Annotated in this window: 24 protein-coding genes; 12 read left to right on the forward strand and 12 right to left on the reverse strand. The window is 59.6% G+C overall.

Annotation, left to right across the window (positions count from 1 at the left end; all coding sequences use genetic code 11):
* The 11 genes from GSM73_RS27995 to GSM73_RS25630 all read right to left on the reverse strand — a co-directional run.
* Positions 1-455: gamma-glutamyltransferase (locus GSM73_RS27995; protein WP_256677113.1), on the reverse strand; the 455-nt coding region annotated here is incomplete at its 3' end.
* A 25-nt stretch (positions 456-480) separates the two neighbouring features.
* Complete coding sequence (locus GSM73_RS25580; RefSeq protein WP_160894208.1) at positions 481-1,353, reverse strand: ABC transporter permease; 873 nt, start codon at positions 1,351-1,353, stop codon at positions 481-483.
* Positions 1,350-2,297, reverse strand: coding sequence for an ABC transporter permease (locus GSM73_RS25585; RefSeq protein ID WP_160894210.1), 948 nt, complete (start codon positions 2,295-2,297; stop codon positions 1,350-1,352). Before GSM73_RS25585 ends, GSM73_RS25580 begins: the two co-directional genes overlap by 4 nt.
* A gap of 34 nt (positions 2,298-2,331) precedes the next feature.
* Entirely contained in the window at positions 2,332-3,834 is a 1,503-nt protein-coding gene (locus GSM73_RS25590; RefSeq protein ID WP_160894212.1) for an ABC transporter substrate-binding protein, read from the reverse strand.
* Positions 3,831-4,949 (reverse strand): oligopeptide/dipeptide ABC transporter ATP-binding protein, encoded by a 1,119-nt coding sequence (locus tag GSM73_RS25595; RefSeq protein ID WP_160894214.1) that lies wholly within the window; start codon positions 4,947-4,949, stop codon positions 3,831-3,833. The genes GSM73_RS25590 and GSM73_RS25595 overlap by 4 nt, the downstream gene beginning before the upstream one ends.
* Positions 4,946-5,950 carry an ABC transporter ATP-binding protein gene (locus tag GSM73_RS25600; RefSeq protein ID WP_160894216.1) on the reverse strand — a complete coding sequence of 335 codons (1,005 nt, stop codon included), beginning with the start codon at positions 5,948-5,950 and terminating at the stop codon, positions 4,946-4,948. The genes GSM73_RS25595 and GSM73_RS25600 overlap by 4 nt, the downstream gene beginning before the upstream one ends.
* Complete coding sequence (locus GSM73_RS25605; protein WP_076384075.1) at positions 5,947-6,684, reverse strand: FadR/GntR family transcriptional regulator; 738 nt, start codon at positions 6,682-6,684, stop codon at positions 5,947-5,949. Before GSM73_RS25605 ends, GSM73_RS25600 begins: the two co-directional genes overlap by 4 nt.
* Before the next feature lie 701 nt (positions 6,685-7,385).
* Positions 7,386-9,776, reverse strand: a complete 2,391-nt coding sequence (locus tag GSM73_RS25615) for a TonB-dependent siderophore receptor (RefSeq protein WP_160894218.1) — start codon at positions 9,774-9,776, stop codon at positions 7,386-7,388.
* A 118-nt stretch (positions 9,777-9,894) separates the two neighbouring features.
* Positions 9,895-10,875 (reverse strand): FecR domain-containing protein, encoded by a 981-nt coding sequence (locus GSM73_RS25620; protein WP_160894221.1) that lies wholly within the window; start codon positions 10,873-10,875, stop codon positions 9,895-9,897.
* A complete protein-coding gene (locus GSM73_RS25625) occupies positions 10,862-11,377 on the reverse strand; it encodes a sigma-70 family RNA polymerase sigma factor (RefSeq protein WP_107323288.1) in 516 nt (171 codons plus the stop codon). Before GSM73_RS25625 ends, GSM73_RS25620 begins: the two co-directional genes overlap by 14 nt.
* A 232-nt stretch (positions 11,378-11,609) precedes the next feature.
* On the reverse strand, positions 11,610-12,578 hold the full coding sequence (locus tag GSM73_RS25630) for an AraC family transcriptional regulator (protein WP_076384078.1): 969 nt from the start codon (positions 12,576-12,578) through the stop codon (positions 11,610-11,612).
* A 101-nt stretch (positions 12,579-12,679) separates the two neighbouring features.
* Here GSM73_RS25630 and GSM73_RS25635 point away from each other — a divergent pair, with 101 nt between their 5' ends.
* From GSM73_RS25635 to GSM73_RS25675, 10 genes are all read left to right on the forward strand, one after another.
* Positions 12,680-13,930 carry an MFS transporter gene (locus GSM73_RS25635; protein ID WP_160894223.1) on the forward strand — a complete coding sequence of 417 codons (1,251 nt, stop codon included), beginning with the start codon at positions 12,680-12,682 and terminating at the stop codon, positions 13,928-13,930.
* Positions 13,931-13,977: 47 nt separating this feature from the next.
* Positions 13,978-14,172, forward strand: a complete 195-nt coding sequence (locus GSM73_RS26485) for a hypothetical protein (protein ID WP_047229710.1) — start codon at positions 13,978-13,980, stop codon at positions 14,170-14,172.
* A gap of 806 nt (positions 14,173-14,978) precedes the next feature.
* The gene (locus tag GSM73_RS25645) at positions 14,979-18,335 is read left to right on the forward strand and encodes a type III effector HrpK domain-containing protein (RefSeq protein ID WP_160894225.1); all 3,357 of its coding nucleotides are present in this window, start codon (positions 14,979-14,981) and stop codon (positions 18,333-18,335) included.
* Between the two features lie 592 nt (positions 18,336-18,927).
* Positions 18,928-19,089: a hypothetical protein gene (locus tag GSM73_RS26490; RefSeq protein ID WP_163006721.1), complete on the forward strand. Its 162-nt coding sequence runs from the start codon at positions 18,928-18,930 to the stop codon at positions 19,087-19,089.
* Positions 19,090-19,215: 126 nt separating this feature from the next.
* Positions 19,216-20,160: an FHA domain-containing protein gene (locus GSM73_RS25650; protein ID WP_160894227.1), complete on the forward strand. Its 945-nt coding sequence runs from the start codon at positions 19,216-19,218 to the stop codon at positions 20,158-20,160.
* On the forward strand, positions 20,157-20,519 hold the full coding sequence (locus GSM73_RS25655; protein WP_047229707.1) for a hypothetical protein: 363 nt from the start codon (positions 20,157-20,159) through the stop codon (positions 20,517-20,519). Before GSM73_RS25650 ends, GSM73_RS25655 begins: the two co-directional genes overlap by 4 nt.
* Positions 20,516-20,851 (forward strand): tetratricopeptide repeat protein, encoded by a 336-nt coding sequence (locus GSM73_RS25660; protein ID WP_047229706.1) that lies wholly within the window; start codon positions 20,516-20,518, stop codon positions 20,849-20,851. The genes GSM73_RS25655 and GSM73_RS25660 overlap by 4 nt, the downstream gene beginning before the upstream one ends.
* Entirely contained in the window at positions 20,848-22,986 is a 2,139-nt protein-coding gene (sctV, locus tag GSM73_RS25665) for a type III secretion system export apparatus subunit SctV (protein WP_107323290.1), read from the forward strand. The genes GSM73_RS25660 and sctV overlap by 4 nt, the downstream gene beginning before the upstream one ends.
* Positions 22,986-24,320, forward strand: a complete 1,335-nt coding sequence (locus GSM73_RS25670; protein ID WP_047229704.1) for a type II and III secretion system protein family protein — start codon at positions 22,986-22,988, stop codon at positions 24,318-24,320. The genes sctV and GSM73_RS25670 overlap by 1 nt, the downstream gene beginning before the upstream one ends.
* A gap of 13 nt (positions 24,321-24,333) precedes the next feature.
* Positions 24,334-24,759, forward strand: coding sequence for a hypothetical protein (locus GSM73_RS25675; RefSeq protein ID WP_047229703.1), 426 nt, complete (start codon positions 24,334-24,336; stop codon positions 24,757-24,759).
* Positions 24,760-24,770: 11 nt separating this feature from the next.
* Here the strand turns inward: GSM73_RS25675 and GSM73_RS25680 are convergent, their stop codons facing one another.
* Complete coding sequence (locus GSM73_RS25680) at positions 24,771-25,550, reverse strand: tetratricopeptide repeat protein (RefSeq protein ID WP_047229702.1); 780 nt, start codon at positions 25,548-25,550, stop codon at positions 24,771-24,773.
* A gap of 166 nt (positions 25,551-25,716) precedes the next feature.
* Between GSM73_RS25680 and GSM73_RS25685 the strand changes: the two genes are divergently transcribed.
* The gene (locus tag GSM73_RS25685; protein WP_372241411.1) at positions 25,717-26,319 is read left to right on the forward strand and encodes a type III secretion protein; all 603 of its coding nucleotides are present in this window, start codon (positions 25,717-25,719) and stop codon (positions 26,317-26,319) included.
* A 65-nt stretch (positions 26,320-26,384) separates the two neighbouring features.
* Positions 26,385-26,597, forward strand: coding sequence for a hypothetical protein (locus GSM73_RS25690; RefSeq protein ID WP_047229701.1), 213 nt, complete (start codon positions 26,385-26,387; stop codon positions 26,595-26,597).
* Positions 26,598-26,606: the final 9 nt, after the last annotated feature.

The raw sequence follows: 26,606 nt of genomic DNA on the forward strand, positions 1-26,606 counted from the left end.
GGGGTGACTTGGTAGCCATCCCGAGCATAGCCGATGGCCGGTTCAGCCAGGCTGGCGAAAGGCAGTTTTCCGTAGCGCTCGGACAGCTCGACCCAGGCCGAAACCGCCCCCGGCACAGTCACCGCTGGCCAGCCTCGCTGGGGCATTTTGCTCTGCCCGGCGAAAAACTCAGGGGTCCAGGCTTGCGGTGCGCGACCGGAAGCATTCAGTCCCTGCAACTTGCTGCCGTCCCAGACGATAGCGAAAGCGTCGCTGCCGATCCCGCAACCGGTGGGCTCGACCACGGTCAGGACCATGGCGGCTGCGATGGCCGCGTCGACGGCGTTGCCGCCCTTGCGCAACATGTCCAGCCCGGCCTGGGCGGCCAATGGCTGGGAGCAGGCGACCATGCTACTGCCCATCACTGGCGAGCGTGCCGAAGCGTAGGGTTGGCTGTAATCCAGATCATCAAACATTAGCGTTTCTCTTTGGCAGAAAAAGTTAGCCCTTGGGGTCCAGCGCATCACGCAAACCATCCCCCACCAGGTTGAAACACAGGACCGTAATGTAGATCGCCACGCCAGGCGCAATCGACATCCAGGGTGCCTGCTCCATGAAGTTTTTCGCGGTGTTGAGCATCGATCCCCAGGAAGGCGAGGGCGGTTGCTGGCCCAGACCGAGGAACGACAGACTGGCTTCAGCCAGAATCGCCGAGGCGATGGTCAAGGTGGCTTGCACAACCAATGGCGACATCACGTTGGGCAGCACGTAGCGCAGGATGATCCAGCGATCCGGCAAGCCAATGGCACGAGCACCTTCCAGATAATCTTCGTGTTTGATGGCCAGCACCTGACCACGGGTCAGTCGGGCAAAGATCGGCATGGCTGACAGGCCGATGGCGATCATTGCGTTGGTCAGGCTCGGGCCGAGGAAGGCGCCCAGCGCAATCGCCAATACCAGAAACGGGCAGGACAACAGCGCGTCCATGACACGGGAAATCATCGCTTCGAGTTTGCCGCCGAAATAACCGCCCAACAGGCCCAAAGGCACGCCGATGGCCATGGCGATGACCACCGAAACACCACCGGCCAGCAACGAACTGCGAGCGCCCCAGAGCAGGCGGGAAAACAGATCGCGACCCAGTTCGTCAGTGCCCATCCAGTAGATCAGCGATGGTGCCTTGCGGACCGCGAGAAAGTTGGCTTTCAGCGGGTCATGGGGCGCAATCCAGGGCGCCAGCAAGGCCGCCAGGATAAACAGCAGCAACACCGCCGCGCCGAGTACCGCGCCTTTGTTGGCGAGGAATTTCTTCACGAACGGCGAGCGGCTGCGGGGTGCGATCACGCTATGAGGGAGGCTGGAAATAGCGGTCATGAAGCAGTCCTCAGACGCGGATTAATCATCCGGTACAGCACGTCGGCGAGCAGGCTCAGCAGCAGGAAGCCAATTGCGATGCACAGCACCACGCCTTGCACGACGGCGTAATCACGATTGAACACGGCGTCGACAATCATCTTGCCGAAGCCAGGGATGCTGAAGACTTGCTCGGTCAGCACTGCGCCGCCGAGCAGTTCACCAAACAGCAGGGTTGTCAGGGTCACAATAGGCATCAATGCATTGCGCAGGGCATGCTTGAGGATCACCGTGCGCGGGCGCAGGCCCTTGGCCCGGGCGGTGCGCACGTAGTCGGTGCGCAACACTTCAAGCATGGCGCTGCGGGTATGGCGCATGAGAATCCCCGACAACCCTGCGCCGAGCACGAAGGCCGGCAGGATCAAGGTCTTCAGGTTTTGCCCGAAGTCCTCGCCCACGGGCACGAAACCCGAGGCCGGCAGCCATTGCAGTTTCACGGCGAAGACCATGATCAGCAGGATCCCCAGCCAGAAGTGCGGAATCGAGATCCCCGACAGCGCGATGACATTGGCCCCGTAATCCACGACGGTGCCTTTGCGTACGGCCGAGATAATTCCAGTGGGGATGCCGATCAGCAGTGCGATCAACAAGGCCAGCACTGCCAGCTCCAGGGTCACCGGCAACTTGGACGCCAACAGCGTGGTCACCGGTTGTTCGGTGCGCAGCGAAGTGCCGAAGTCGCCGGTCAGCACATTGCCGACCCAGTTCAGGTACTGCACGGGGATCGGGTCGTTGAGCCGATACTTGTCGCGCAGGTATTCCATCACCGCCGGATCGCGCTCTTCACCGGCCATGGCCAGCACCGGGTCACCCGGCAACAGTTTCTGCAGGGTGAAGACGAAGAGCGAAACCAGGATCAGTGTCGGGATCGCACTGAGCAGGCGTCGCAGGATAAACATCAGCATGCCGGACCCTCGTTTGTGCGGTGATCATTCACAGTCATGGCTTGAACGCGACGTTGTTCAGACGAATCAGGCCATCCGGGCTCGGTACGAAACCAGTCACGTTGTTACGCATGGCCATGATTCGCGGATCGAAATACAGATACGCGGTCGGCACTTCGTCAGCCAGCAAACGCAGGGCTTCGTTGTACAGGGCCTGGCGCTGGGCAACATCGTTGACAGTGCGGGCCTTGTCCAACAGCTCGTCGAGTTTGGCGTTGCAGTATTTGCCGTCGTTCTGGCCGCCCTTGCAGGTCACGAACTGGTGAATGTCGCCATCCGGATCAGGACGGCCCGACCAGGCGCTCATGCCGATCTGGAAGTTGCCGCTTTGCTGTTCGCTAAGCATGGTGGCGTATTCAGTGGCAATCAGATTGACCTTGAAACCCGCTTCTTCAGCCATGGCCTGAATGATCTGCCCGACCTGTTGTGCGATAGGGTTGTTGGCGACTTTCAGGTCCACTGCCAGTGGCAGCTTCACGCCTGCTTCGGCCAGCAAGGTCTTGCTCTTTTCCACATCGCGGGTCGGGATCGGCAGATCCTTGTCGTAGTACGGGCTGTTTTTCGGAAATGGCTGGGCGCTCGGCGCATACAGGCCTTCGAACACCACCTGGTTGATCGCATCACGGTCGATGGACAGCTCGAATGCCTTGCGCACGCGCTTGTCTTTGCCCATCGGCGAGTTGGCCTTTTCGCCGTTGTTAATGTTGAACATCAACTGCATGTAGCCAAGCCCTGGCGTGTTATAGACCGCCAGCTTGCTGTCCGCCTTGGCGGTTTTCACGTCGGTGGGGGCAACCCGTTCGATGATGTCCAGGTCGCCGGAACGCAGGTTGGCCAGACGCACCGAGGTGTCCGGAATCGGCAGGAAAATCACCTTGTCGAAGTGATAAGCCTGCTTGTTCCAATAGTTGTCGAAGCGCTCCAGCACAATGCGATCCTGCTGCACGCGCTGGACGAATTTGTAAGGGCCGGAGCACACCGGTTTGGAGGCGAACTCACCCTGGGTGGCCTTCGGCGCAAGCATCATTCCGGCGCGGTCCGAGAGTTGGGAGACCAGGGTGGCGTCCGCTTGCTTGAGTTTGATGGCAACGGTTTTGGCGTCGATCACTTCAACACTGTCCACCGAGGCCAGCTCGCTCTTGCGCAGGGAGTCGGGCAGGGTGCGAGCGCGGTCCAGGTTGAACTTCACCGAGGCAGCATCGAACGCTTCGCCGTCGTGATAAGTCACGCCTTCGCGCAGAGTCATGGTCAGGGTCTTGCCGTCTTCGCTCCAGTTCCAGGCAGTGGCCAGTTGTGGGGCGTAGGTCAGGTCCGGGTTCACATCCACCAGCTTGTCGCACAGTGCGGTATAGACCAGACGGCCCGCATAGGTACGCGAACGATGCGGGTCGAGCCCATCAGGATCGTCCTGAATGCCGATGCGCAGGGTGGATTCGGCAAAGGCGGCGTTGGCGGCCAGCAATAACAAGGTTCCTGTCATGACGCGTGCAATTTTCATGGCTGGCTCTCCACTGCAAGGGATTGATGGTTCTTGAACAGATTCAGGCGCTGGGTGTAGGCAGCGCTGGGTGTCGGCAAAATCAGGGTGCCTGCACCGGCATTGGCGATTTCACGCCAGAAGTGGCACGCCAGCTGACGCTCGGCCTCGACGGTTTCCATCACCGGCACCACTTCTTTGCACAGCGCCCGGGCGTGCGGGCAGCGGGTATGGAAGCGGCAACCCGATGGCGGGCGGCTCGGGCTCGGCATGTCGCCGCCCAGCAATGGGCGCGGCCGGCGCAGGTCCGGGTGGCTGACCGGCACGGCGGCCATAAGCGCCTGGGTGTAAGGGTGCAGAGGGTTTTCAAACAGGCCGTTGACCGGCGCCAGTTCGACGATTTCCCCCAAATACATTACGGCTACTCGGTCGCTCATGTGGCGGATCACGGCGAGGCCGTGGGCGACAATCATCAGGGTCAGACCGAATTGATGCTTGAGGTCTTCCAGCAGGTTGACCACTTGCGCCTGCACCGAAACGTCCAGCGCGGACACGGGTTCGTCACCCAGAATCAAACGCGGGTCAGACGCCAGGGCTCTCGCAATGCCGATGCGCTGACGCTGGCCACCGGAGAACTCGTGAGGGTGGCGGCCGCCGTGCTCGGGCGCCAGGCCCACGGTGCGCAGCAACTCGGCGACTTTGGCCTGGCGGTCGCTGCGGCTGGCATCGCTGTGCAGCCAGATAGGCTCACCGACGATGGATTCCACAGTCATGCGCGGATTGAGCGAGGCAAACGGATCCTGAAAGATGATCTGCAAATCACGCCGCACCTGGCGCAGCTTTTCCGGGGTCAGGTTGGCCAGGTTGCGGCCTTCATAAATGATGTCGCCCGCCGTAGGTTTGAGCAGGTTGAGCAGTAGACGGCCAAGGGTTGATTTACCCGAGCCGGACTCGCCCACCAGCGCCAGGGTTTCCCCTTTGCGCACCGACAGATTGACCTGATTGACCGCTTGCACCGGCGGCTTCTTGCGCTGGAACAAGCCGCTTTCCACCCCGAAGTGTTTGCTCAGGTCGATGCCGTCGAGAATGATCTCAGGGCTTGCACGCTTAACTATTTGGCGTTCAGAAAGGCTCACGCGCTGACTCCCATATGCTGTTCCAGTGGTGCACGAATGCACGCAGCGAAATGTCCGGGGGAAAGCTCAAGCAGCGGCGGGCGCGCCTCGCGACATGCCTGAATCACAAAAGGGCAGCGCCCGGCGAATCGGCAACCGGTGGGCATTTGCGCAGGCGTCGGGACGCGACCATTGATGGTTGCCAGGCGACCTTCACGCGGGCCAATCGATGGCATCGAACCCATCAGGCCGATGGTGTACGGGTGCTGCGGGTCATCGAACAGGGTTTTTACCGGGCCGCTTTCCACCACTCGCCCGGCGTACATCACCATCACGTCGTCAGCGACTTCGGCGACCACGCCCAGATCATGGGTGATCAGGATCATGGCCGTGCCGGTTTCAGCCTGCAGATTGGCGATCAGCGACAGGATCTGCGCCTGAATGGTCACGTCCAGAGCAGTGGTGGGTTCGTCGGCAATGATCAGCGCCGGATCGTTGGCCAGGGCCATGGCAATCATTGCCCGCTGCCGCATGCCGCCGGACAGTTCATGGGGGTAGGCGTCCAGGCGTTGCGCGGCGTCAGGCACGCGGACCTTTTCGAGCATTTGCAGGGCGCGCTGACGGGCGTCCCTGGCCGACAGACCCTGATGGCGGATCACGCTTTCGGCGATCTGCTCGCCAATGGTGAAGACCGGGTTCAAGGAGGTCATGGGCTCTTGGAAAATCATCGCCATGCGGTTGCCGCGCACATCCAGCAAGCGCTCGTCGGGCATGCCCAGCAAGGCTTCATCGAGCAGGGCGGACGTACGGGCGGCGATCTTGGCGGTGTCGGGTAGCAAGCCCATCAGCGCCATGGACGTAACGCTTTTACCACATCCAGACTCTCCGACGATGGCCAGGGTCTTGCCGCGCTGGACCGAGAACGAGACGCCGTCCACGACATTGGCGGGCGCGCCTGCAAAGCACACGGTCAAGTTGCTGACACTCAATACCGTGTCGGTGGCCTGAGTTGTGGTGCTCATAAACTTGCCTCCAGATCTTGATTGATGACGTTGTCCAGCGCTTGTTGCAGCGCGCGCAAATGGCCACGCATAGCCGTGGCGGCCTTGATCGGATCACGGTTTTCGATAGCGTCGACAATGTCGTTGTGGTCGTGGCTGTAGGTGTCGAGGCGATCGGCGTTGCGAGCCCGCTGACGCAGCTCACGCCAGGCCGGGTCGAGCCGGATCGCATCGAGCATTTCAAAGATATCCAGCATCAGGCGGTTACCTGCGGCCTCGGCGATCCCGCGATGCAGGGCGCTGTCCCACAGCTCAATGCCCTCGGCATCGGCAGGCTCGGCGGCCTGTTGGTGTCTGGTGCGTTCGGCAAGGCGGCGCAAAATTGCTATCTGGTCGCCGTTGGCTCGAACCGCCGCCAGGGACGCCAGTGCCGGTTCCAGATGCAGGCGCGCTTCCATAACCTCGCTGAAGTTGGTCCGTCCGGACAACCGGGCAAAGCTCATGGCCGCACTCGGTGGCGTAGGGCCGACGAAGGTTCCTTTGCCCTGGCGCCGCCAGATCTGCCCTTCGGCTTCCAGCACCGCCAGCGCCCTCCGGATGGCCCGGCGACTGAGGCCAAAATCGGCGGCCAGATCCCGCTCGGTCGGCAATGCCCGGTGCGGGAAGGCAGCATGTTGCGCAACCATCTGCCGCAAGGCATCCAGCGCTAGTTTCGAAGTGTTGTCGATGGGTGTGTCAGGGTCGAACCTTTGCATTGTGGTACTCGCGCCAGAGTATAAAAAACGGCTCCGAGCTGACTGTGTGCAGGAGATCGAGGCAAAAGGGTAAGTGCAAGTGCGATGCCAATTGAAATTGGTTCGCCTCGGGATTAGCGCTATGTGCTTAGCTATTACTCAGGGGCAGCGGCGGCGGGGGCCGATAAGCAAGGGTTCTTCGGGTTGGTTCAGGGGATTAAAGAGGATTGGTTCGTGGATGATTGAACCAATTTCCGCCGCTTATGCAGATTGTGCATCGATTCGTGCGTAGTGCGCCGGGGTGGTGCTTGGTATTGATCACGGTGTGCGGCTTAGGTCGGTTGCAGTTTCAGAATCAAGTTCATTTGAATGGGCGGATGATGCCTATGCCGTCTATGGCGGCAAGCCCTCAAACGTCGCAGCCAGCGTAATCGGCTTCAATGGTCACGCTACGGACGCCTTGCTGACCTCTACATACCTAGACCCAGAAATGCACATCCTTACCCTGAGGATCGCTTCGCGTCACACACCCGAGGCAGGAGCCGTATGCGGTAGTTCCGCACGTACGGATCTGTGCGGGGGGCGGCAGGTAACTGCCGTCCCTACCGCGACCGAAAATCGAACGCCCTTGTTTTTCATCTCGCACAATGATGGCCAAGTTGACGGTGCCCGCCGTATAGCGGGCACCGCTTCCTATATGGGGAAAAGGCTTAAACGCCTGCTTACCAGCTGTAACTCACCTTGGCGGTAATCTCGCGACCCGGGTTGTAGAAGTTCGCTGTGCCGGAACCGACCACGTGCTGCTCATCCAGCAGGTTGCTGACGTTCACCGCAAGGTCGGTGCCCTTGGCGATCTCGTAGTTGAAGGCGGCGTCGAACAGCGTGGTGCCATCGCTTTTGCCGGAGTTGGCTGCATCGAAGTAATAAGAGCCGACGTAGCGCGCACCCAAGCCAACGCTGACATCAGTGCCAGGCACGTCGTAATAACTCCAGAGCGAAGCGGAATGCTTGGGTGCCGTGGTGAACTCATTACCCTTCAGGGAGCTGCCGTCGTACAACGAACCGCGCAGTACCTCGGACTCCATATAGGAGTAGCCACCAATCAGGCTGAGGTTCCGCGTCACCTGCGCCTTGGCCTCCAGGTCGAGGCCACGCGCCCGCGATTCGCCCACCGTTTGTTGTTCAATGATGCCGCTCGGCAGCACCACGGCGATGGTGACGTTTTCCTGGGTCAAGTCATAAACGGCTGCGGAGAACAGTGCGTCCATTCCCATCGGCGCATACTTCACGCCCACTTCGTACTGCCTGCCCGTCTGCGGTGTTACGCCAACCTGAGGCGGCGAGACGGATTCCACCATGCTCACATAGGTGGACACCTCATCGTTGACGATATAGGTCAACGCACCTCGGTAGGAGGTTTCGGAGAAGTTGTCTTTCTCAGTGGATTGCAAGCCTTTGCTGGTAAGGTCCATCGAGTCGTTGCGCATACCCGCGGTGACGATGAAACGCTCGTAGAACGATAGGTTCTGCTGAAGGAACACGGCCTTGGTGGTCGCGTCTCGCTTGTTGACGGCATACGGTGTGATTGAGCGTGGAACGCCAGTAAACACCGGATTTGCAATGTCAATCGGGGTCGTCAGGGCGTAGACCGAGCTTTCCTTGGTGGTCGAATCGAGGTACTCCACGCCCACCAGGCTACTGCTGTCGATGTTCTCGAAGCGGGCATCGTATTGCAGCATCAGATTGCCGTTGAACTGGTCGGCCTCACTGTCCGTTCCAAACAGATACCGGTCAACGCTAGTACCGACACGTGCGGCGCTGTCGCTGATGTAAACGTAGCCAAAATCATCGGTCAATTTGCTGTAACGCAGATTGCTGCGCAGTACGAAGCCGTTGTCGAAGTCATGGGTGACGTTACCGCTGAGGCTGGTGCGCTCGACATCGTGAAAGTTGTAGCTGGGCTCACCATAAAACTTGCTGCGGTCGTATTCCTTGTCCAGCGGATAGCCGCCACTGTTGGGCGAACTTTCAGTTTTCAGATAGTCCAGAATCACGGTGGCTGACGTGTAATCCGTGGGTGCCCAGGTGAGGCCACCCATCACCAACCGATTGTCGTCCTGTGAGTGATCGTACTCGCGGTCGCTGTTTTGGCCTTTGGCAGTAAAGCGGCCAGCCAAGGTTTTCTCGTCGTTCAGCGCATCCCCCACATCGATGCCTGTCTCGACATGGTCAAACGAACCGTAGGTCACATAGCCTTGGCCAAACTGCTCGAAGCGCGGCTGTTTGGTCACGAAATTCACCGAACCGCCCGGGTCCGCTGGGCCAAACAGCGTGGAGTTGGCGCCACGCAGAATCTCTATGCGTTCATAGGCGAATGGATCTTCGCGTACGCCGCGCATCGAACTCAGGGTCAAGCCGTCACGGTAGGTAGTAGCCTGGAAGCCACGGATCTGGAAATAGTCGTTGCGGTCATCCGTACCATAGAAGTCACTGACCACGCCCGGCGTGTATTGCAGCGCCTCTTCCGTGGTACTGACGCTGCGTTGCTCCATTTCCTTGTTGGTAACAACCGACACCGAGGCCGGTGTATTGAGAATGCTGGTTGCCACCTTGCCGCCAACCCAGAGCTCCTTGGCGACCACCGAGTTGGCGTCGTCGTCGGCACTGACCCTGACCTTGGCATTGATGATGAGGGGGGCAAGGCGGTAGTCCTCGACGTCTGTTGCGTCGAGCTCCAGCGGGCCGGCGGGCTTTGGTTGAGGGAACAGTAGATAGGCATTCGGACCTTGCTGTTCGATTTGCAATTCGCTCCCCTGCAGCAACGATGACAGCGCTGCCGACGTATCGAGCGTGCCATTCACGCCAGCAGTGGTGCGGTTCACTACACTCGATGCGTCGAAGGAAAGACTGATGCCAGCTTCGCGCGCAAAGCGGTCAAGCGCCGGCGCCAGTGGGCCGGCAGCGATGTTCCACTGTTTCACTTGATTGCTGTGGTCAGTGCTCGACGTTTGCGCCAGCGATGGCAATGCGTAGCTGCTTACGATCAAACCCAAAATCGCACCGTGCAAGGCACGATTTAATGGATGGCGCTGTGAAACAGGGGACGAACTCATTTTCTCGCTCCAAGAAAGGACATCGGCAGACTGGCCTGTATTCCGGCCTTCCTTAGAGGTCGAACGAGAATGAGAAGCTACCTCATTATTTTTCAGGTAGCACAAAGTTCTGATGGGTTCAGGTGGCAGCGGTCACGGTCACCCAATAACGGGTCCGATAATCAATGTGCAAGTGCAGTGACTGCGCGATCAATGCTAGGACCTGATCGTTGTCGGCGAGCTGGAAGGTGCCGGAAACGCGACGATCAGCGACCCCTTCGGAGCAGCGCAGTACCCCGGGGCGATAACGCGACAACTCCGCGATGAAATCATTGAGGCGCATATTGCGCGCACTGATCACCCCGTCACCCCAGCTCCATAGATCAAGGCCGTTGTCCCTGAACATTCGGGCGCCACTTGATGTGAACAGCAGGTGATTTCCTGCCTGGACGCTGCGGCTCGCAGGAGTTTGACCGGAGCCGGGGAAAACCGTGACTGATCCTTCCTGAGCCGCGACCAGAGTGCCATCGTCCAGCTCGCGTGCCAGAAAGCGGGAACTCTGAGCGCGGATGAGCCCGTCACGTGATTGCACCCAGAACGGTCGTGCTCGAGGCGAGTGTTGATCCGCGCCGACATTCACGATGATTTCCCCACGTCGCAGGATTATCAGGCGTCGCTGGGCGTCGAAATCGCTGTCGACGGCGCTATCGCTGTTGAGCTGGATAAGGCTGCCATCATCGAGTTGGAAGCGTCGTTGCTCGCCGGTACTGCTGCGCTGCTGCGCAAGCATGGCGGGTACGGGTGTATAGTCCCGGCCGAGCCAGGCTGCAGCGCTAACAGTCGCCAATATGCCCAGTAGCTTCAGGCTTTCCCGCCGCCGCATTCCATGATTGGTGCCATTCAGGGTTTGTCGGGCCAATTGAGTTGGCACGCCTGCGAATTCATCCCCAAGCGTTTCCACACGCTGCCACGCCACCACATGCTCCGGGTGCTGCTGCAGCCAGTGCTCAAAAGTGCGCTGTGTCTGTTCATCGGCTTGATTGAAGCGAAGGCGCACCAGCCATTGGATTGCCTGCTCAACAATGGCCGGATTGAGCGCCTGCGGCTCACGCCTCGACATAACGCAAGCGATAGCAGTGTTGCAGGGCCGTGGCCAGGTCGCGTTCCACCGTCGCGCGGGAAACACCCAGCTTTTCGGCTATTTGCGCGCAGGTTAGACCGTCGAGTCGGGCAAATAAAAATGCCTGGCGAACTCTTGGTTTAAGCATACCGAGCATGCGGTCTATGCGCTCAAGCGCATCAAGAATCATCAGCCGGCTTTCTTCCGAGGGAACCTCATGTTGAGGCAGCAACGTGATGCTTTCCAAGTACGCACGTTCGAGTTCGCGACGACGATACTGATCAATCATCAGTCCGCGGGCGATACTGCTCAAATAGGCGCGTGGTTCGCGCAAGGGGCTGGACTGACGGGATTTGAGCAGACGTACGAAGGTGTCCTGCACCAAATCTGCAGCGTTGTCGCGACATCCAATGCGTCGGATTAGCCAGCCGTGTAACCACGAGTGGTGGGTTCGATAGAGCAGCCCTAGATCTGCAGTACCTAGTGTTTCATCGCTACGCATCGGAATCCCGGCAAATACATGATTGATAATTAATCGCATTCTACTCACGCGATAGGCCCTAGGCAAATACGTGGTGCTCACTGTCCGCTTCTGGGCGAACGCCATCACTCTGTAGAGGCTGCGAGTGAAAGAATGCATCCAGCGTTTGGAAGATTTGAATGCTAGCCACCGAGCACTTTTGAATTTCAAAGTGCTTTTATTCCGCCGGCTCCTCCACGACTCCCGCTCGGCTTCAGGAAACAGCAGACCGCCTCGACTGACGACTTAACCCAGGCGTCTTGCCCGTAATGCGCTTGAATGCGCGACTGAACGCGGCCTGAGAGGTATAACCCAAGCGCTGCGCCACCTCTTCAATCGGCAGCCTTTCGAGCGTCAACCACTGGCTCGCAAGCCGCATCCGCAGCTCAGTCACGTAGCGCAGTGGGGCCATGCCAATAGTCGCCTGGAAACGGTCTGCGAAGACCGAGCGAGAGGTATTGCATTGCTCCGCCAACTGCGCAACGGTCCAGTCGCGTCCCGGTTGTTGATGGAGCGCGAGAAGCGCGCTTGCCAAGCGTGGGTCGCGTAATGCAGCGACCAGGCCAGAGGCATTACCGCAGGCGCACTCCACCCAACCGCGAACGACCATGGCGGCCACCACATCGGCCAAACGCGCGAGGATTCCGGCGAAGCCGACACGTGCGGCGCTGACCTCGCGTTCCATGGTGGTCAGGATAGGCACGAGACCGGGGTAACGCTGGCCGCCGGCATCAATCAGCATCAGGCCCGGCATCAGCCTGCCAAGGCCATGGATACTGCCCAGTTCAAACTCCATGCAGCCACTGAACAAAATGGTGGTCGGCGTGGCGCTGGCATCGGTTCCGGTATCCACCGCGCTGACCGTATCACCGAGGGGGGCGCCGTCTAAACGGTCGATGTCCTGAACAGGCACGTCCGTATGGGAAAGCAGTTGATGGGCTGCGCCATGGGAGATGAATACGGCGTTGCCGGCAGACAGCGCGTACGTTGTCCCGTCCTCCATCCGCAGCACCGCATTGCCGATCGCCAGGAAGTGAAACCAGGCATGCCCAGGTTTGTCGGCGAAGCTCAGGCCAAAGGCTGGACCGGCTTGGATACGCCGGTACTCGACGCCACGCAGGCGCATGCCGCGCAACAGTTCGTTGATGAGATCCGAGGAGAGGGCAAACTGATCGGTAGGCATTGTTCGGTGTTTTAGTCAAAAAAACGAGGTTTTCGATCATAGATCATCCAGCTTCTCGCGCCTAGACTGCGGGTCGCAATGAAGATTGGGAGATCCGTGCAATGAATGACTGTGTTTGTAATGTCATATCCGACAGCTGTCCCGGTGCCGCGTCAGATGTAGAGCCTGCGACCCCCGCATGGATGGCCGTATTCTCGTTGGCAATGGGCGTGTTCGGATTGCTCACCGCTGAGTACCTTCCGGCCAGCCTGCTGACGCCGATGGCTACCGATCTGGGTGTGTCCGAAGCGCTGGCTGGCCAGGCGGTAACGGTGACAGCGGTGGTGGCACTGTTCGCTGGCTTGTTGGTGCCAGGCCTGACCCGCGGTATCGACCGTCGCTGGGTGCTGCTGGGTTTTTCCACGCTGATGATCGCATCCAATCTTTTGGTCGCCGTTTCCTCCAGTTTTGCGGTGCTATTGGTAATGCGTATCTTGCTGGGCATTGCCCTTGGCGGGTTCTGGAGCATGGCGGCAGCGGTGGCGATGCGCTTGGTACCGGGGGCTTTGTTGCCCCGAGCGCTCTCGATCATTTTCAGCGGCATTGCCGTCGGGACGGTGGTTGCGGTCCCGCTGGGCAGCTACTTAGGCGGCCTATATGGCTGGCGCAGCGCGTTCTTTGCAGCGGCGGCGGTAGGTCTGGTGACCCTGGCTTTCCAGTCGTGCACGCTGCCGCGCCTTGCGCCGCGCACGCCGGCACGCCTGCGCACCGTACTTGAGGTGTTGCAGCGCCCGGGCATCGCCATGGGGATGTTCGGTTGTGTGCTGGTGCACAGCGGTCACTTCGCGATGTTCACCTATGTTCGGCCATTCCTTGAGGGTACCACCGGCATCGGTCCGCAAGGGCTGTCGCTGATGCTGCTGGGTTTCGGTGTGGCAAACTTCGGCGGCACGCTGTTGGCCGGGTGGCTGCTTGAGCGTCACCCGCTGGCCACTCTGGTGTTGATGCCCGCGCTGGTGGGCGTCGCAGCACTGGCGTTGGTGCTGTTGCCGGCCTCGGTGCCGGGGCAGGCGGTGCTGCTAGCGATCTGGGGCCTGGCTTTTGGCGGTGTGCCGGTGGCGTGGTCGAACTGGGTGGCCAGCGCAATACCTGATCAAGCGGAAAGCGCCGGGGGCATGGTAGTGGCTTCTGTGCAGTCGGCCATCGCAACGGGCGCAGCCGCTGGCGGTGCGATGTTCAGTCTCGGTGGCAGCGCAGGCGTATTCGTAGCGGCGGCCGTGCTGATGCTGCTGGCCGCGTTGCTGATTGCGTTGCGTGTCCGGGTCCCTTCTGCCCATGGCAGTGCCCAGGCCGGGCAAGCGCTGCACCTTTGATCCGGCTCCCCAGCCGCCCCGATTCCATCCGTAACCCGGAGATAGACATGAACAATACGACGTCTCACCAAGGACGCCTGAAATCCTTGCGCGCGGCAGGTATAGGCAATGCGCTCGAGTGGTTCGACTGGACGCTGTACGCAACCGCCACGTGCGAATGGGTACATGGGCTTATGCAGGCAGACATTTACACCGTGATGATCACAAAAAACGTGCTCGATCGTTTCTTGCGCAATACGTAGAAGGTTCGCCGATGTCCATGATAGGCGGTTGATGCTTTGGAATAACGTCAAGCTGCGATGCTCTAGGATTTCTCCGTGCATCACCAAGCATGCTTGGCACTTGGTTAGGCGGCGTAGTACGGCGTGAACGCGTCCAGCAGCGAAGTGAAGTCGGCTCAAATCACTGAGCTGACCACCGTTGCCAAGACCGAGTTGGATTCGTCTAAGCAGCGTCCGCAGAACTGATTAAATGCTATCGGTCAGCCTGGCCCCTGCTGGCTGATCCCCTGCCTACCGTCCGCCTCCCTTTCGAGCGCATCCTGCCCTGACCAACAGCCCTGCAAAGGATGGATGCGCACGCTCTATTGGAACACCACCAATGGCGGTTTATGTCAGTGCTAAGTCAAGGTTATACGTAACGAAGTCTGGTCTTCAGGCAAGTATTACATTGCAAGATACACGCAGGATATTGGCGGCATTGCATCTGGATGAGTGCGAGGGCAGGGGCTTATAAGTTCAATGCGAACGCTGAATAACTGATCTTAAGTAGGGGGGAGCCAATAATTATAAGATAGTGGTGTGCCGAGGCGGCATATTGATATCAATTTAAAAGTGCAGTGAAAGCGTCATGTAAACTTAATGTGAGCGTTTTTTCATGCTGTAACACTCTCCCGTGATACTCCTTTGATGATGCTGGCGTATGCAGAGCTAATCATCCAGTTAATACCAAACTAATGGCACCTCTAAGCAGGCGTATTTTTGCTGGCTGATCTGCTGCAGTTGTTCAGCCTCTGCGCTTGTCCATACCCTAGAAAAAGGAGTCTTTCATGTCCGTTCAAGATGTCAGTTTTGTAGGCATAACTTCTAAGCCGCAAGACCCTAAACTTGCCGAAGCCTGGGACCAGGCGATCAAGCAGGCCAAGGACGCGGGCATTGAATGGGAGCGGCCAAAAGGCGACGACCGCTCGGCCCAGGACATCATTAACGACACGCCGGTGCTCAAGAACCTGGGTAACCAGAGCGATGTGAAGGATAACCTCAAGGACCGTGTCGGCGATTTTGAGACTGACCCCGATGCGGCCTACCGTGCCAAGCAGGTGCTGGAGCACGTGGAAAAATATGATGAAGGTGGTGAACGGATCGCCAGCAAGGACATCGATAACGGCCGGGTCGACGGCTTCACAAAGGGCGGCGACGCCAAGCATGGCACTGAGGCGGGTCGCCTGCAGGACTTTGGCCGGCAAGGGTTCTCGCACCTCAAAGGCGAGCTCAAGGATCTGTCCAAGCCCGGCGATGATCCCAAGGTACGCGAACAAGCCGAGGCCTTGGGCATCAAGTGGGAGCGCCCTGAAGGGGATGATCGCTCCGCGCAGGACATCATCGATGGCAATGCCTTGCTCAAGAACCTCGGCAATCAGAGCAGTGTCAGGGACATGCTCAAGGAGCAGGTCGGCGATTTCGAAAATGATCCGGACGCCGCTTATCGGGCGACCCAGGTGCTTGAGCACATCGAGACCCTCAATGGCGAAGGAGGCAAGATTGCTGGCAAGGACGTAGGCAACGGTCGTGTCGATGGTTTCACCAAGAGCGGTGAAGCGAAGCATGACACCGAAGCCGGTCGCCTGCAGGACTTCGGCAAGATAGGGTTTTCTGCCCTCAAGGGTGAAATCAAGGATTCGTCGTCGGCGGGCGACAACAAGGAAGCCCGCGAGCAGGCGGAAAAGGTTGGCATCGTCTGGAAGCGTCCGGAAGAGGATAAGCGCTCGGCCCAAGACATCATTGAAGACAACCCGCTGCTCAAGAACCTGGGCAACCAGAGTGGCGTTAAGGACATGCTCAAGGACCAGGTCGGCGATTACGAGAACGACGCCGACGCCGCCTACCGGGCTGCGCAGGTCTTGGATCGCATCACGATGTTCGATGACAAGGGCAATGCCCAGTCCGGTGGTGATGTGTTCAACAGCAGCGTGGACGGCTTCACCAAAAGTGGCGAAGCCAAGCACGGCACCGAGGCGGGGCGGCTGCAGGACTTCGGCAAGGGAGGCTTTTCGACTCTGCCGGAACTCAAGAAAACCGATGATATCGCCAGCTACAAGGATTACCTCAAGACCAACAAAGATGCCGATCCGGCGTCGCAGCAGATCGCCAAGTACGCAGCGATCCTCGATGAAAACTTTGAGGCGATCAAGGGCAAGACCGGTGCGGGCAAGTACCTGACTGCTGACGACATCAAGGAGTACAGGAACCAGAATTCACAGCTGAGCGAGGAGACCAAGCAGGCACTGGATTTCTGGTCTCAGCCAGGTGCGTTCAAGGTCATCGATAACGCCAAGAACCCACTGGACAAGAATCCTGATGGTGAACTGAGCAGGGGTGATGTCCAGGGTTGGCTCAAGAGTGCCAACGTGCCCAAGGATGCGACCTCCGTGACCGCACTGCTTTCTGGTATCGCTGGCAACAATGCCTTGGCCAGGGTCGATACCGCAGGCTTGAACAAGGACGTGTTCGATCACCCGGAGAAATACTCGGCAGAGGAAAAAGCCGCTGTTCTTCAGGATCTCAAGGCCGCCCAGCAGTTGATCATCCAGGGCAGCGCCGCCGGGATGTGGAGGGATGACAAGTCGCAGGTCACGATTGCCAATAAGGTGCGCAGCCATCCCGATGCCCAGAAGCTGCTGGACGATGTCAACAAGCACATTGGTATCTTGGAAAGTGACCCTGCGGTCAGTCAATACATGAGCGAGCACGGCTCCAGTGAGCTGACCAAGCTGGTGGACGATAACAAGGGGCTCAAGGAGTCCCTGCAAAAAACCTACGATGACGAAATCAAGTCCGGCAAGTCACTCGATACCCTGTGGGAGACCAAGTCCAAGGATGGCAAGACGACTCACACGGAAATTCTTGCCGAGTTCTTCGGTACGGCGCAGACCCTCCAGGGCGCGCTGGGCATCAATAATGCCGGTGAGATCCAGGCCGCCGTCAAAGGCTCCAAGGCGAATGCCGAGTTGGAAAGCTTTTACGAGAAGTCGCTGGCTTCAGGCGATCGCCTGAATGAGTTGCTCAAGGAGCATACCCCTGACGAAGCCATGAGTGCCTTCAGCCTTGAAGTCGCGCTTTACAACTCGGCGCTGGACCCCGAGTTCACCGGCAAGTTCGACACACAACTCAACGATAACTTCACCAGGATCGCCAAGAACAATGCCTTCAAGGATGCGTCCTTCGACGACATGAAGGCGGCCTTCGGCGTCAATGGCGGAAGTGAGCTGGACGAGGAGAAGGTCAAGAAAATCATTGAGCAGATCAGCAAGGAAAACCCGCAGATGCTGGTCAATGCCGACGGCACCGTCGCCACGCCAGACCAGATCCTTGCTAACTTCAGGGGCGACTGGGACCTGCTTCGCCAAGGCACCAAGACCCTGGATGCGTTGGATGTATTCAGCAAAGACTCCTCGATCAAGGACGCTGCCAACAAAGGCGTCCTACACGGTGTGAGTGGGCTGTTCATGGCCGGCGTTACCATCGCCAAAGGCGCCAACAACGCCGGTAAGCTGACCGAGCGGCAGATCGTCGACATCGCCACCGGCTCAGTGCAGGCCGCCACGCTTCTGGCTGAAGGGGGCCTGAAAAACTATCAGGATTACCTCAAGGATGTGAAAGGCAAGCTGACAGGTGATCGGCTCGGCGATCTGGGCAAAAAGCTGGACGATCCGCTCAAAAGCGTGACTGCCAACCTCAAGGGTATGGAAAACGCGGCTAAGGGGATCGGTGGCATTGCCGCTATCACTGCCGGTGCCTACGGCATCTTCGATGGCGTCAAGGCGCTCAGGAAAGGCGATACGGTATCGGGTGGCATGAATATCACGGCCGGTTCGCTGGGGATCATGGCGGGCTTGGCTTCGGTGGCTGAGGTGGGCGCCAGCGCGATGAGCGTTTCGGCGATTGCCGCTTCGCGTATCTCGATGATAGCCGGTGGCCTGGGCTTCGCGGCGGCGGGTGTGGCCGCGCTGGCACTGCTCGTCCCGGGCTTGATCGAGGAAGGCAAGCAGGAGACCCGGGTGGGCAAATTCTCGGATGCCTTGAGCGATTACCTGACCCAGTACGAAATCGACGGTGTGCCGCAAGGCGATATCTGGGATATCCCTTACGAGGAGTGGCCGGGCGAAGATAGCACCATCGCTTCATGACGCCGGGCCAGTCGACCGCTGATGCGGCATGACGTGTGGAATAACCCCCGGGCGATTGCCTCAAGGCATCGCTCGGGGCAATCAGGGCACTGGCGAGTGTGCGCGTGTAAAAGACCGGTGCTATCCGGGCAGTAAAACGTAACTGAATTTGTGTGAAGTTGATTGCAACTGGCCATCAATGCTGAGTTGCGTGGTGTTTACTCGGAAAAAGTTCCGTAGATATTTATTTTATTTTATCTCGAGCTTTGAATGTCGGTGTAAGCGCTGTTTATGCCGTCTGCGTAAAGCCTGTAAGTAGTTGTTCGCCAGAGGTGTCAGGTGGCGTACTGATTTGAGCGGTGGTGCGGTTTAGCCTAATTAATGCAGGGCTTGCGACAGTCTCTGCACGCCCTGATCTAACTTTCCTCTGCCAAGCAAAATATTCCCCAAGTGTGATGCAGTTCTTGTTTTTCATTCGGCCAATATAGTGAGGGGGGCTGAGATTAAAACACGTGTTAGACGTTGAACTGTAATGTTTGGCCCTTACTCTTCGCTTGGCAACATTAGTTGGCCGCTTGGCGGCTCAAATATTTCTTACGTTAGGAGAAACAACATGAGCACAACTCCCCCAGTAAGTTCCGGCAATGCTGACTCGGCTATCGCTAAGATGGAAGCCACCTTCAACATGGCGATCGAGAAATCGGCCAAGATCACCGAGCTGTCCACGGCCAAGAAAGCTGAGCTCGACGCTACCAAACAACGGCCTCAGAACTGATGCCGTCATGCAGGCAGCCCGACGGCTGCCTGCATGCTTGTTGGTTGCGGTGCTAAATCTGGAAAACGACAGCTTCACCTGTGCCTCACGGGTGCCTCTCCGCATGCCTTATTCCGGTAATACACCATGACAGCCCTGACTTTTTTCGCCACGACTCCAGTCGTCGCGGCCACGGACAAGGCTCTGCCAGTGCTGAGTATCACCCACGGTTTACATCAGGGGGTTTGCCTGTCCCTGGAGAAGCCCGCCTACCTGCTTGGCAGCGCCGCCAGTGCTGATCTGCTGCTCAGCGACGCAGGCATTGTCGAGCGTCATGTGGCGCTACGTTTCACCGACGGCCAGGTGGCCGTTGAGGCAATGGGCGGCGATGTGTTCGTGCGTGGTCCCCATGCCCGGGAAATTCTGATTCCCATAGGCAAGGGGCATCGAGCGCACTTGCCCGTGGATATCCGCATCGGCAAGGCCCGCCTGACCCTCAGCCACGGCACCGCGAGCCTGGAGCCGATAGCGGCTGCGATCACATCGCCCCCCCAGCACAAGACACGGTGGTTCATCGCGTTGCTGCTGATGTTCCTGTGCGTGGGCGCTTTTGCTTTTCGGGACGAGTCGGTTTCGCCGTTGGCGTTGAGCACCGCCGACAAGGTCGCTCTACCGACCGTGCACCCTGAATCGACGAACACCGTCGCGCAGGCCAGGGCTTGGCTCGAGCAGCAGCTTGGCACGTTGGGCCTGCGCCACATCAAGGTCGGCGAAATCGATGGTCAGCTCAGTGCCCATGGTTTTTATGGCCCGACCCAGAAGAGCCAGTGGCTGGGTCTGCAGCAAGCCTTCGATAGCCGCTTTGGCCAGAAGGTAATGTTGCTCCCCGAGGTGGTGGCACGTAAAGAAATCGCCAAGCCTCGCGTGCGTTTTCAAGCGGTGTGGTTCGGCGATAACCCTTACGTGATCAACGACAACGGTGAACGCCTGTATCCGGGGGCCGCCCTGACCGATAACTGGATGCTCGAACGCATCGAGAACCATGAGGTGGTTCTCGCCCGCGGTGAAGAAAGGTTCACGTTAACCTTATGAGAATTGATCCTGGTGCTCCCTTACCGGCAACCGCCGAAAGAACCCCTGCGGTAGAAAGCCTTCAGCCGGCCAAGGCGCGCCAAGATGGACGCTTCGATGCGGTGCTGGGCAAGCGCGCGGTGTCGGCACGTCGTTCGCTGCGTGCCGACATTGAACAGTCGGGCATCGTTGAGGGCATGACCGCAGAGTTGTTCGGCAGTCGCCGCTCGATGGAGATTCTCGAATACGTCTTGGACAACGTGATCCCCACCCTCGATGCGGAGCCCGAGATCAAAGCGTTGGCCCATGAGCTCATCAGCGAAGAAATCGACCTGCGTCGTTTACTCGAAGAACAACGTGCCCAGGTGATCGAGTCATGAATCGCCAAGAGCAGGACTGCGTCGATCTGCTCAAGGGCATGGGTGAGCTCTATCGCCGTAGTGGCCAGTCGCAGCGTGCCTTGGTGCTGCTGTTGATCGCCGTCCAGATGACGCCCGCCGACACTGCGCTGCTGCGCAATCTGGTCATGGCCTTTACCGACAGCGGCCAGGCCGAGCGTGCCCTGTCGGCGCTGGATCGCCTGCTCGAACTGGAAGGCGAGTCCAGCGGCCTGTTGCTGTTGCGCAGTCGTGCGCTGTGGAGCGGTGGCCGCAAAGATGAGGCGCGTCAGTGCTTCAAACGTTATCTGACCGCCCGCAGAGCCGCGCAATAATGTTCCTCGACCGCCTCAACGCATTGGCCCGCATGGCCGCCCAGCGCAGTGACGTGATCGTTGTCGCCTTCATGCTGATGGCCATCGTGATGATGATCATTCCACTGCCCACCTGGTTGGTGGATACGCTAATCGGCCTGAACATCTCGCTGAGCATCCTGATCCTCATCGTCGCCTTTTACATCAAGCACTCGGTGGAGTTCTCGGCGTTGCCGCCGTTGATTTTGCTAAGCACCTTGTTTCGCCTGTCCCTGTCGATCACCACCACGCGCCTGATTCTGCTCGATGGCAACGCCGGTCACATAGTCAAGGCGTTCGGCGATTTCGTCATCGCCGGCCAGGTCGTGGTCGGTCTGGTGGTATTTCTGATCATCACCGTGGCCCAGTTTGTGGTTATCACCAAAGGTGCCGAGCGCGTGGCCGAGGTCGCGGCGCGCTTCACTCTGGATGCGATGCCAGGCAAGCAGATGAGCATCGACAACGACTTGCGCAACGGTGATATCGATCAGCATGAAGCCCGCCGTCGACGCTCGCGTCTGGAGCGGGAAAGCCAGATGTTCGGCGCAATGGATGGCGCTATGAAATTCGTCAAGGGCGATGCGATTGCCAGCCTCGTTATTCTGGCGGTCAACCTGCTGGGTGGCATGATGATCGGCATGGTCGAGCGCAATATGTCGTTTGCCGATGCGGCGCACACCTATTCGCTTCTGACCGTCGGTGACGGCCTGATCGCGCAGATCCCGGCGCTGTTGATCTCGGTCGCGGCCGGTATGGTGGTGACTCGGGTCAACAGTGGCACGACCGAAGGCAACCTGGGCAACGAGATCTTCCATCAGTTGGGATACAGCCCCCAGGCGTTGGGTTTGACCGCGTTTATCCTGCTGGGCGTGGCGTTGTTGCCGGGCTTTCCGGCCATCGTGTTCATCGGGCTGTCGGCCTTGCTGGGCGTTGCCGCGTTCATGATCTACCGCCGCGACAAAGCGCCCCGGGAAGAGGTGGTCGAAGGCGCCAGCGAAGTCGCGGCACTCGAAGACGAACCGCTCGAACAATACGAAACCCTGGCTAAGCCACTGGACAGCCGCGTGCTGCTGAGCATTGGCCTGGCGCTGGCCCAGGCTGCGCCAGAACTGCCGTTGCGCCAGCGCATCGAAGCCTTGTGCCATGAGATTCGCGGCGACCTGGGGATCGACGTGCCGGTGCCGGACATCTACATCGACCGCAGCCTGCCCGCCAACGGCTTTTCGGTCGAACTCGAAGGCGTGCCCATCAGCGAGGGCGAGATACCGGTTGATTGCCTGATGCTCAAGGACGATCTGGTGCACGTTCAACTGTTGGAGATTCATGCGTTGGAGGCGCCGTCGCCGTTGCACAGTCGCCCGGCGCAATGGATTGAACGCACTCACCAGCCGCTGCTGGAGGAGGCCGGTATCGGTTTTCTCAGCGCCGCTGAAGTCCTGCGGGCCATCCTCGAGCGCAGTCTGCGCCGCAATGCCGCGACCTTTCTGGGCATTCAGGAAACCCGCAGGATGCTGGAGCGCATGGAAGCCAGCTATGACGAGTTGGTCAAGGAAGTCGCGCGCAGCGTGCCCTTGCAGCGTCTGGCTGAAACCCTGCGTTTGTTGGTCGCCGAGGGTGTATCGATTCGCAACCAGCGTGCCTTGCTCGAAGCCATGGTCGAGTGGGGCGCCCGCGAGCCGGATGCGGCGCGCCTGGCCGACCACTTGCGCGCCAGTCTGGCGCGGCAGATCAGCCATCAGTACGCCGACCGCAACCGGGTCATCACCGCCTTCGTGCTGACCCCCGCGGTGGAAGAACAATTGCGTGCTTACCTGCGCCGTGCCGATAACCCTCGCGAGTTGCTCAATGAGCATGCCAGCCGTTCATTGCTGATCCAGTTGCGTGCCGTTTGCAAGGACTTGGCCGAGGGGGATCGCACCGTCCTGTTGGTGCATCCCGAGTTACGTCGCAGCCTGCGTCGACTGGTGGTGCGGGGCGAGCTGGAGCTGGCGGTGCTGTCATTCCGTGAGCTGGCCGGCGAATACAACCTGCAGGCCATCGGTTCCATCAGCCTGACTGAAACGACCGGCCGCCGGACAGCCGACGGCGCTTCCCTTACTTCAATGGCGACTGCTTGATGATGTGTTTTGCGCTGTTTCGCGTCCCTGTCTATGTCGGCTTCTGGATCGCTGCCGCGTCATTTGTACTGCTGGCGCAACAGGCCAGCGCACAGTCCATCGCTCCGGGCAGCCGGGCCACGCTGGACCTGGCCCAGGGCGAAGGGCGGATCCTGCATTTCCAGGATCCGGTCGAGTCGGTGCTGGTCGCAGACCCTGGCATCGCCGATCTTCGGGTGGTTTCGCCTGGCGTGATCTACGTGTTCGGCAAGGCGCCCGGACAAACCAACCTGATTGCCTTGAGCGCCGAGGGTGAGGAACTGGCCAGCCTGAGCCTGGCGATCAACAGCGGCACCCAGGCCGTGACGCGGTCCATGAAAGACCTGCACCCCGCAAGCAATGTCCAGGTGAGCGGTGCCGGCAATCGCATGGTGGCCAAGGGAATGGTCCAGAGTGTCGGTGAAGCCACCGACCTCAACAGTCTGCTCAACACCGAAGGCCAGGGCTTGGGCTCGGCCCTCAACACGGCCTCCTACGTGGGCTCGGCCCAGGTGAACCTGCGGGTGCGCTTCGCCGAAGTCTCGCGCTCGGAGTTGCTGCGCTACGGCGTGAATTGGAATGCCCTTTTCAACAACGGTACCTTTTCCTTTGGCCTGTTGACGGGCGGTGCCCTGGCCTCCAGTGCGGCGTCTGGTGCCTCCAATGTGGTTAGCGCCGGGCTGACCTCGGGCAATGTCAACATCGATGCGATGCTTGAAGCATTGCAAAGTAACGGCATTCTGGAAATCCTCGCCGAACCCAACATCACCGCCATGACCGGCCAGACAGCCAGCTTCCTGGCCGGAGGCGAGGTCGCGGTGCCTGTTCCGGTCAACCGCGACACTGTCGGGATCGAATACAAACCCTATGGTGTTTCGCTGCTGTTCAACCCGACCCTGCTACCCAACGGGCGCATCGCCCTGCAAGTGCGCCCGGAAGTCAGCAGTCTGATGGGCTCCAGCACTGTGGACGTGAGCGGCTACCAGGTGCCCTCGTTCCGCGTGCGGCGTGCCGATACCCGCGTCGAGGTTGGCAGCGGCCAGACCTTCGCCATTGCCGGGTTGTTTCAGCGCGAGAGCACCCAGGACATCGAGAAAGTGCCGATGCTGGGCGAGATGCCCATCCTGGGCAATCTGTTTCGCTCCAAGCGCTTCCAGCGCAACGAAACCGAACTGGTGATTCTGATCACGCCGTACCTGGTGGAACCGGTTCGCACCCGCAGCGTGGCCACGCCGCTCGATGCTCAGCCCGAGGGCGCGACCCATGCGTCTGGTGGGCCGCGCAGCAGTGACATGTTCGGTTTCTACATCAATTGAGCCAGGAGCGAGCATGAACCCTAAATCGTCCCATCTGTCCCTGGTCGCTGTGGCGTTCGGCGCGCTCGTGCTGTTGACCGCATGCAACACCCAGCTTGAACCGGTGAGTTATTCACCGAACTACCAGGCGTTCACCCACGCCGATGGGCGGATTGAGTGGGTACCGGTGGCTTGCTTAGAGCCGCCGGTCGAAGACAACTTCTATACCGATGATGCGCGTTACGTGCGCCGGCTGCCGCCCGGTTGTGCGAATAACCGGACGCTGCTGCAGATGGTGGAGCAGCGCTCGGATGTGATCGAGGGCCGGGCAACCGGCCCAACGATGGCCGCGCCGGTGGGCCGGGCGGCCCAGGTTTACATCGAAGGTTATGACCGTGAGGAGCTGCGTCGCCGGCTGGCCGAACAGCAGGCCAAGGCCGACAAGCAGGAGGGCCAATGAAACCTTTTGGCTCAGCGACTGCCGACCAACCCCAGCTCCCGGGCCTGCATCGCAGGGTCCCGAATGGCCTTGATGCGTCGGGCTTCTGTCAGCAACCGGGCGTATTGCTTGGGCGTGATGTCTTCCAGGTTTTGAGTCTTGAGGTCCTCTTCGCGGCCGGCCAGCACCATGACCAGCAGGGCGTTGCGTTGGTGACTGGCTTGGGCGCGGGGCGAGTCGCGAACCTCCTTGATGGTTTGCAGCGCCTGTTGCGACTGGCCGCCCAAAGCGTAGGCCAGTGCCAGGTTGCATTGAGTGTCCAGGTTGGTGGGCGCCAGGACCAGACTTTGGCTGAATGCCACCTGGGCCGCTGCTGGCTCACCCCGCAGCATCTGCGCCACACCCTGGCGATTGAACGCTTCGGGGTGGTTGCCCGCGCTGGCCTGGGTCAGGGAAGTCACCGCTCGATCCAGTTTGCCCTGGTGCAGTTGGGCTGTGCCCACACCGAGCAATGCCGCGGCATTGTCGGACTGGCGTTCCAGCGCTTGCTGGTAGGCGCGCTCGGCGGCCCGCGCATCGCCGCTGGCCAGGCGCGCTTCGCCCAGTTTCAACCAAGCGTCGATCCGGGCGTCCGGTTCCTGGGTGGCTTTTTCGTACAACGCTGCGGCAGATCCCGCATCACCACGCTTTTGCAGGTCGCCGGCCAGTTGCATGTAGCGCTGGTAGCTGCCATCGGAGGCCGGTTGGTGGGCGCAGGAAGCAAGGGTGATGCTGGCAAACAACAACGATGTGCAGGCAAAACGATTTGGCATGAACAGAGCTCTTTCGGCGAATTTTGCAGTGGGCAAAACCAAGGAGTGTTGACCACTCAGACCGGACAGGTTGACCGACGTTTAAGTCATCTTCTTGACATCATCCATAAGAGTGCCCGTTTTTTGTTCGGGGCGTGTCTTCAGGCCGGCGGCGGAGGGCGATTTCATGCATAAGGTGTCGCGGGCGGCGATCGGCGTGGCGCTGATGGTGATCGCGCTTAACCTGCTGGCCGCCAATCAAACGCAAGTCGACGATGCCAACCCGCAGCCGGACTGGTTCGTTCGGCCCTATGCCTATGTGCTGGTCGAGCAGGACGTACGCGCCGCGCTGCAAGAGTTTGGCCAAAACATGGGCCTGAGCGTCGTCATGTCGGACAAGGTACGCGGCAAATCGCGCAGCCGGATACGTGCCGAGTCCGCCGGCGACTTCCTGACGGCGCTGTGCGACTTCAACGGTTTGACGTGGTACTTCGACGGCAATGTGCTTTACCTCTCCGCCGACTCCGAAACCGATACGCGACTCTTCAAAGCCCAGGGCCGGCAGTTGGAGCAGTTGCAGGATTACGTCACCAGCCGGGATGTCTACGGCACGCATATGTCGGTGCGCACCGGACCCGATGGCGATGAGTTGTTCGTTTCCGGGCCGCCGGCCTGGCTGGCCATGATTGAGCAACACTTCGACCACCAGCTTACGCCGACGCCGATGGCGACGACGACTCGCGAGCGCGGCGTGCGTGTGTTCAGGGGCGGTGCAGTGACACAAGAGTGAAAGCACTCGCCTGTAGGCTCCATTAACCGATCGATCTGTCATCAACCCCGTCAAGGAGAACCACCATGTCAGTTACCCCCATCAGCGAAAATACCGCTGTCACTGCTCACTCCGAAGCGCAGTTCAATGCAGCGGTGGACAACGCCAAGAGCGAGCTGAGCGATGAAGAACTCACTGAGGCCCTGATCACTCAGGCCGTCACGATTGGTGGCCAGTTCATCATCATGCCTCGTGCCCAGGAAATCCTGAATGAAGCCCAGTCGGATGATGACGAATAGGCCCACGCC

The sequence above is a fragment of the Pseudomonas sp. PICF6 genome, from assembly GCF_009831705.1.
GTDB lineage: Bacteria > Pseudomonadota > Gammaproteobacteria > Pseudomonadales > Pseudomonadaceae > Aquipseudomonas > Aquipseudomonas rhizophila.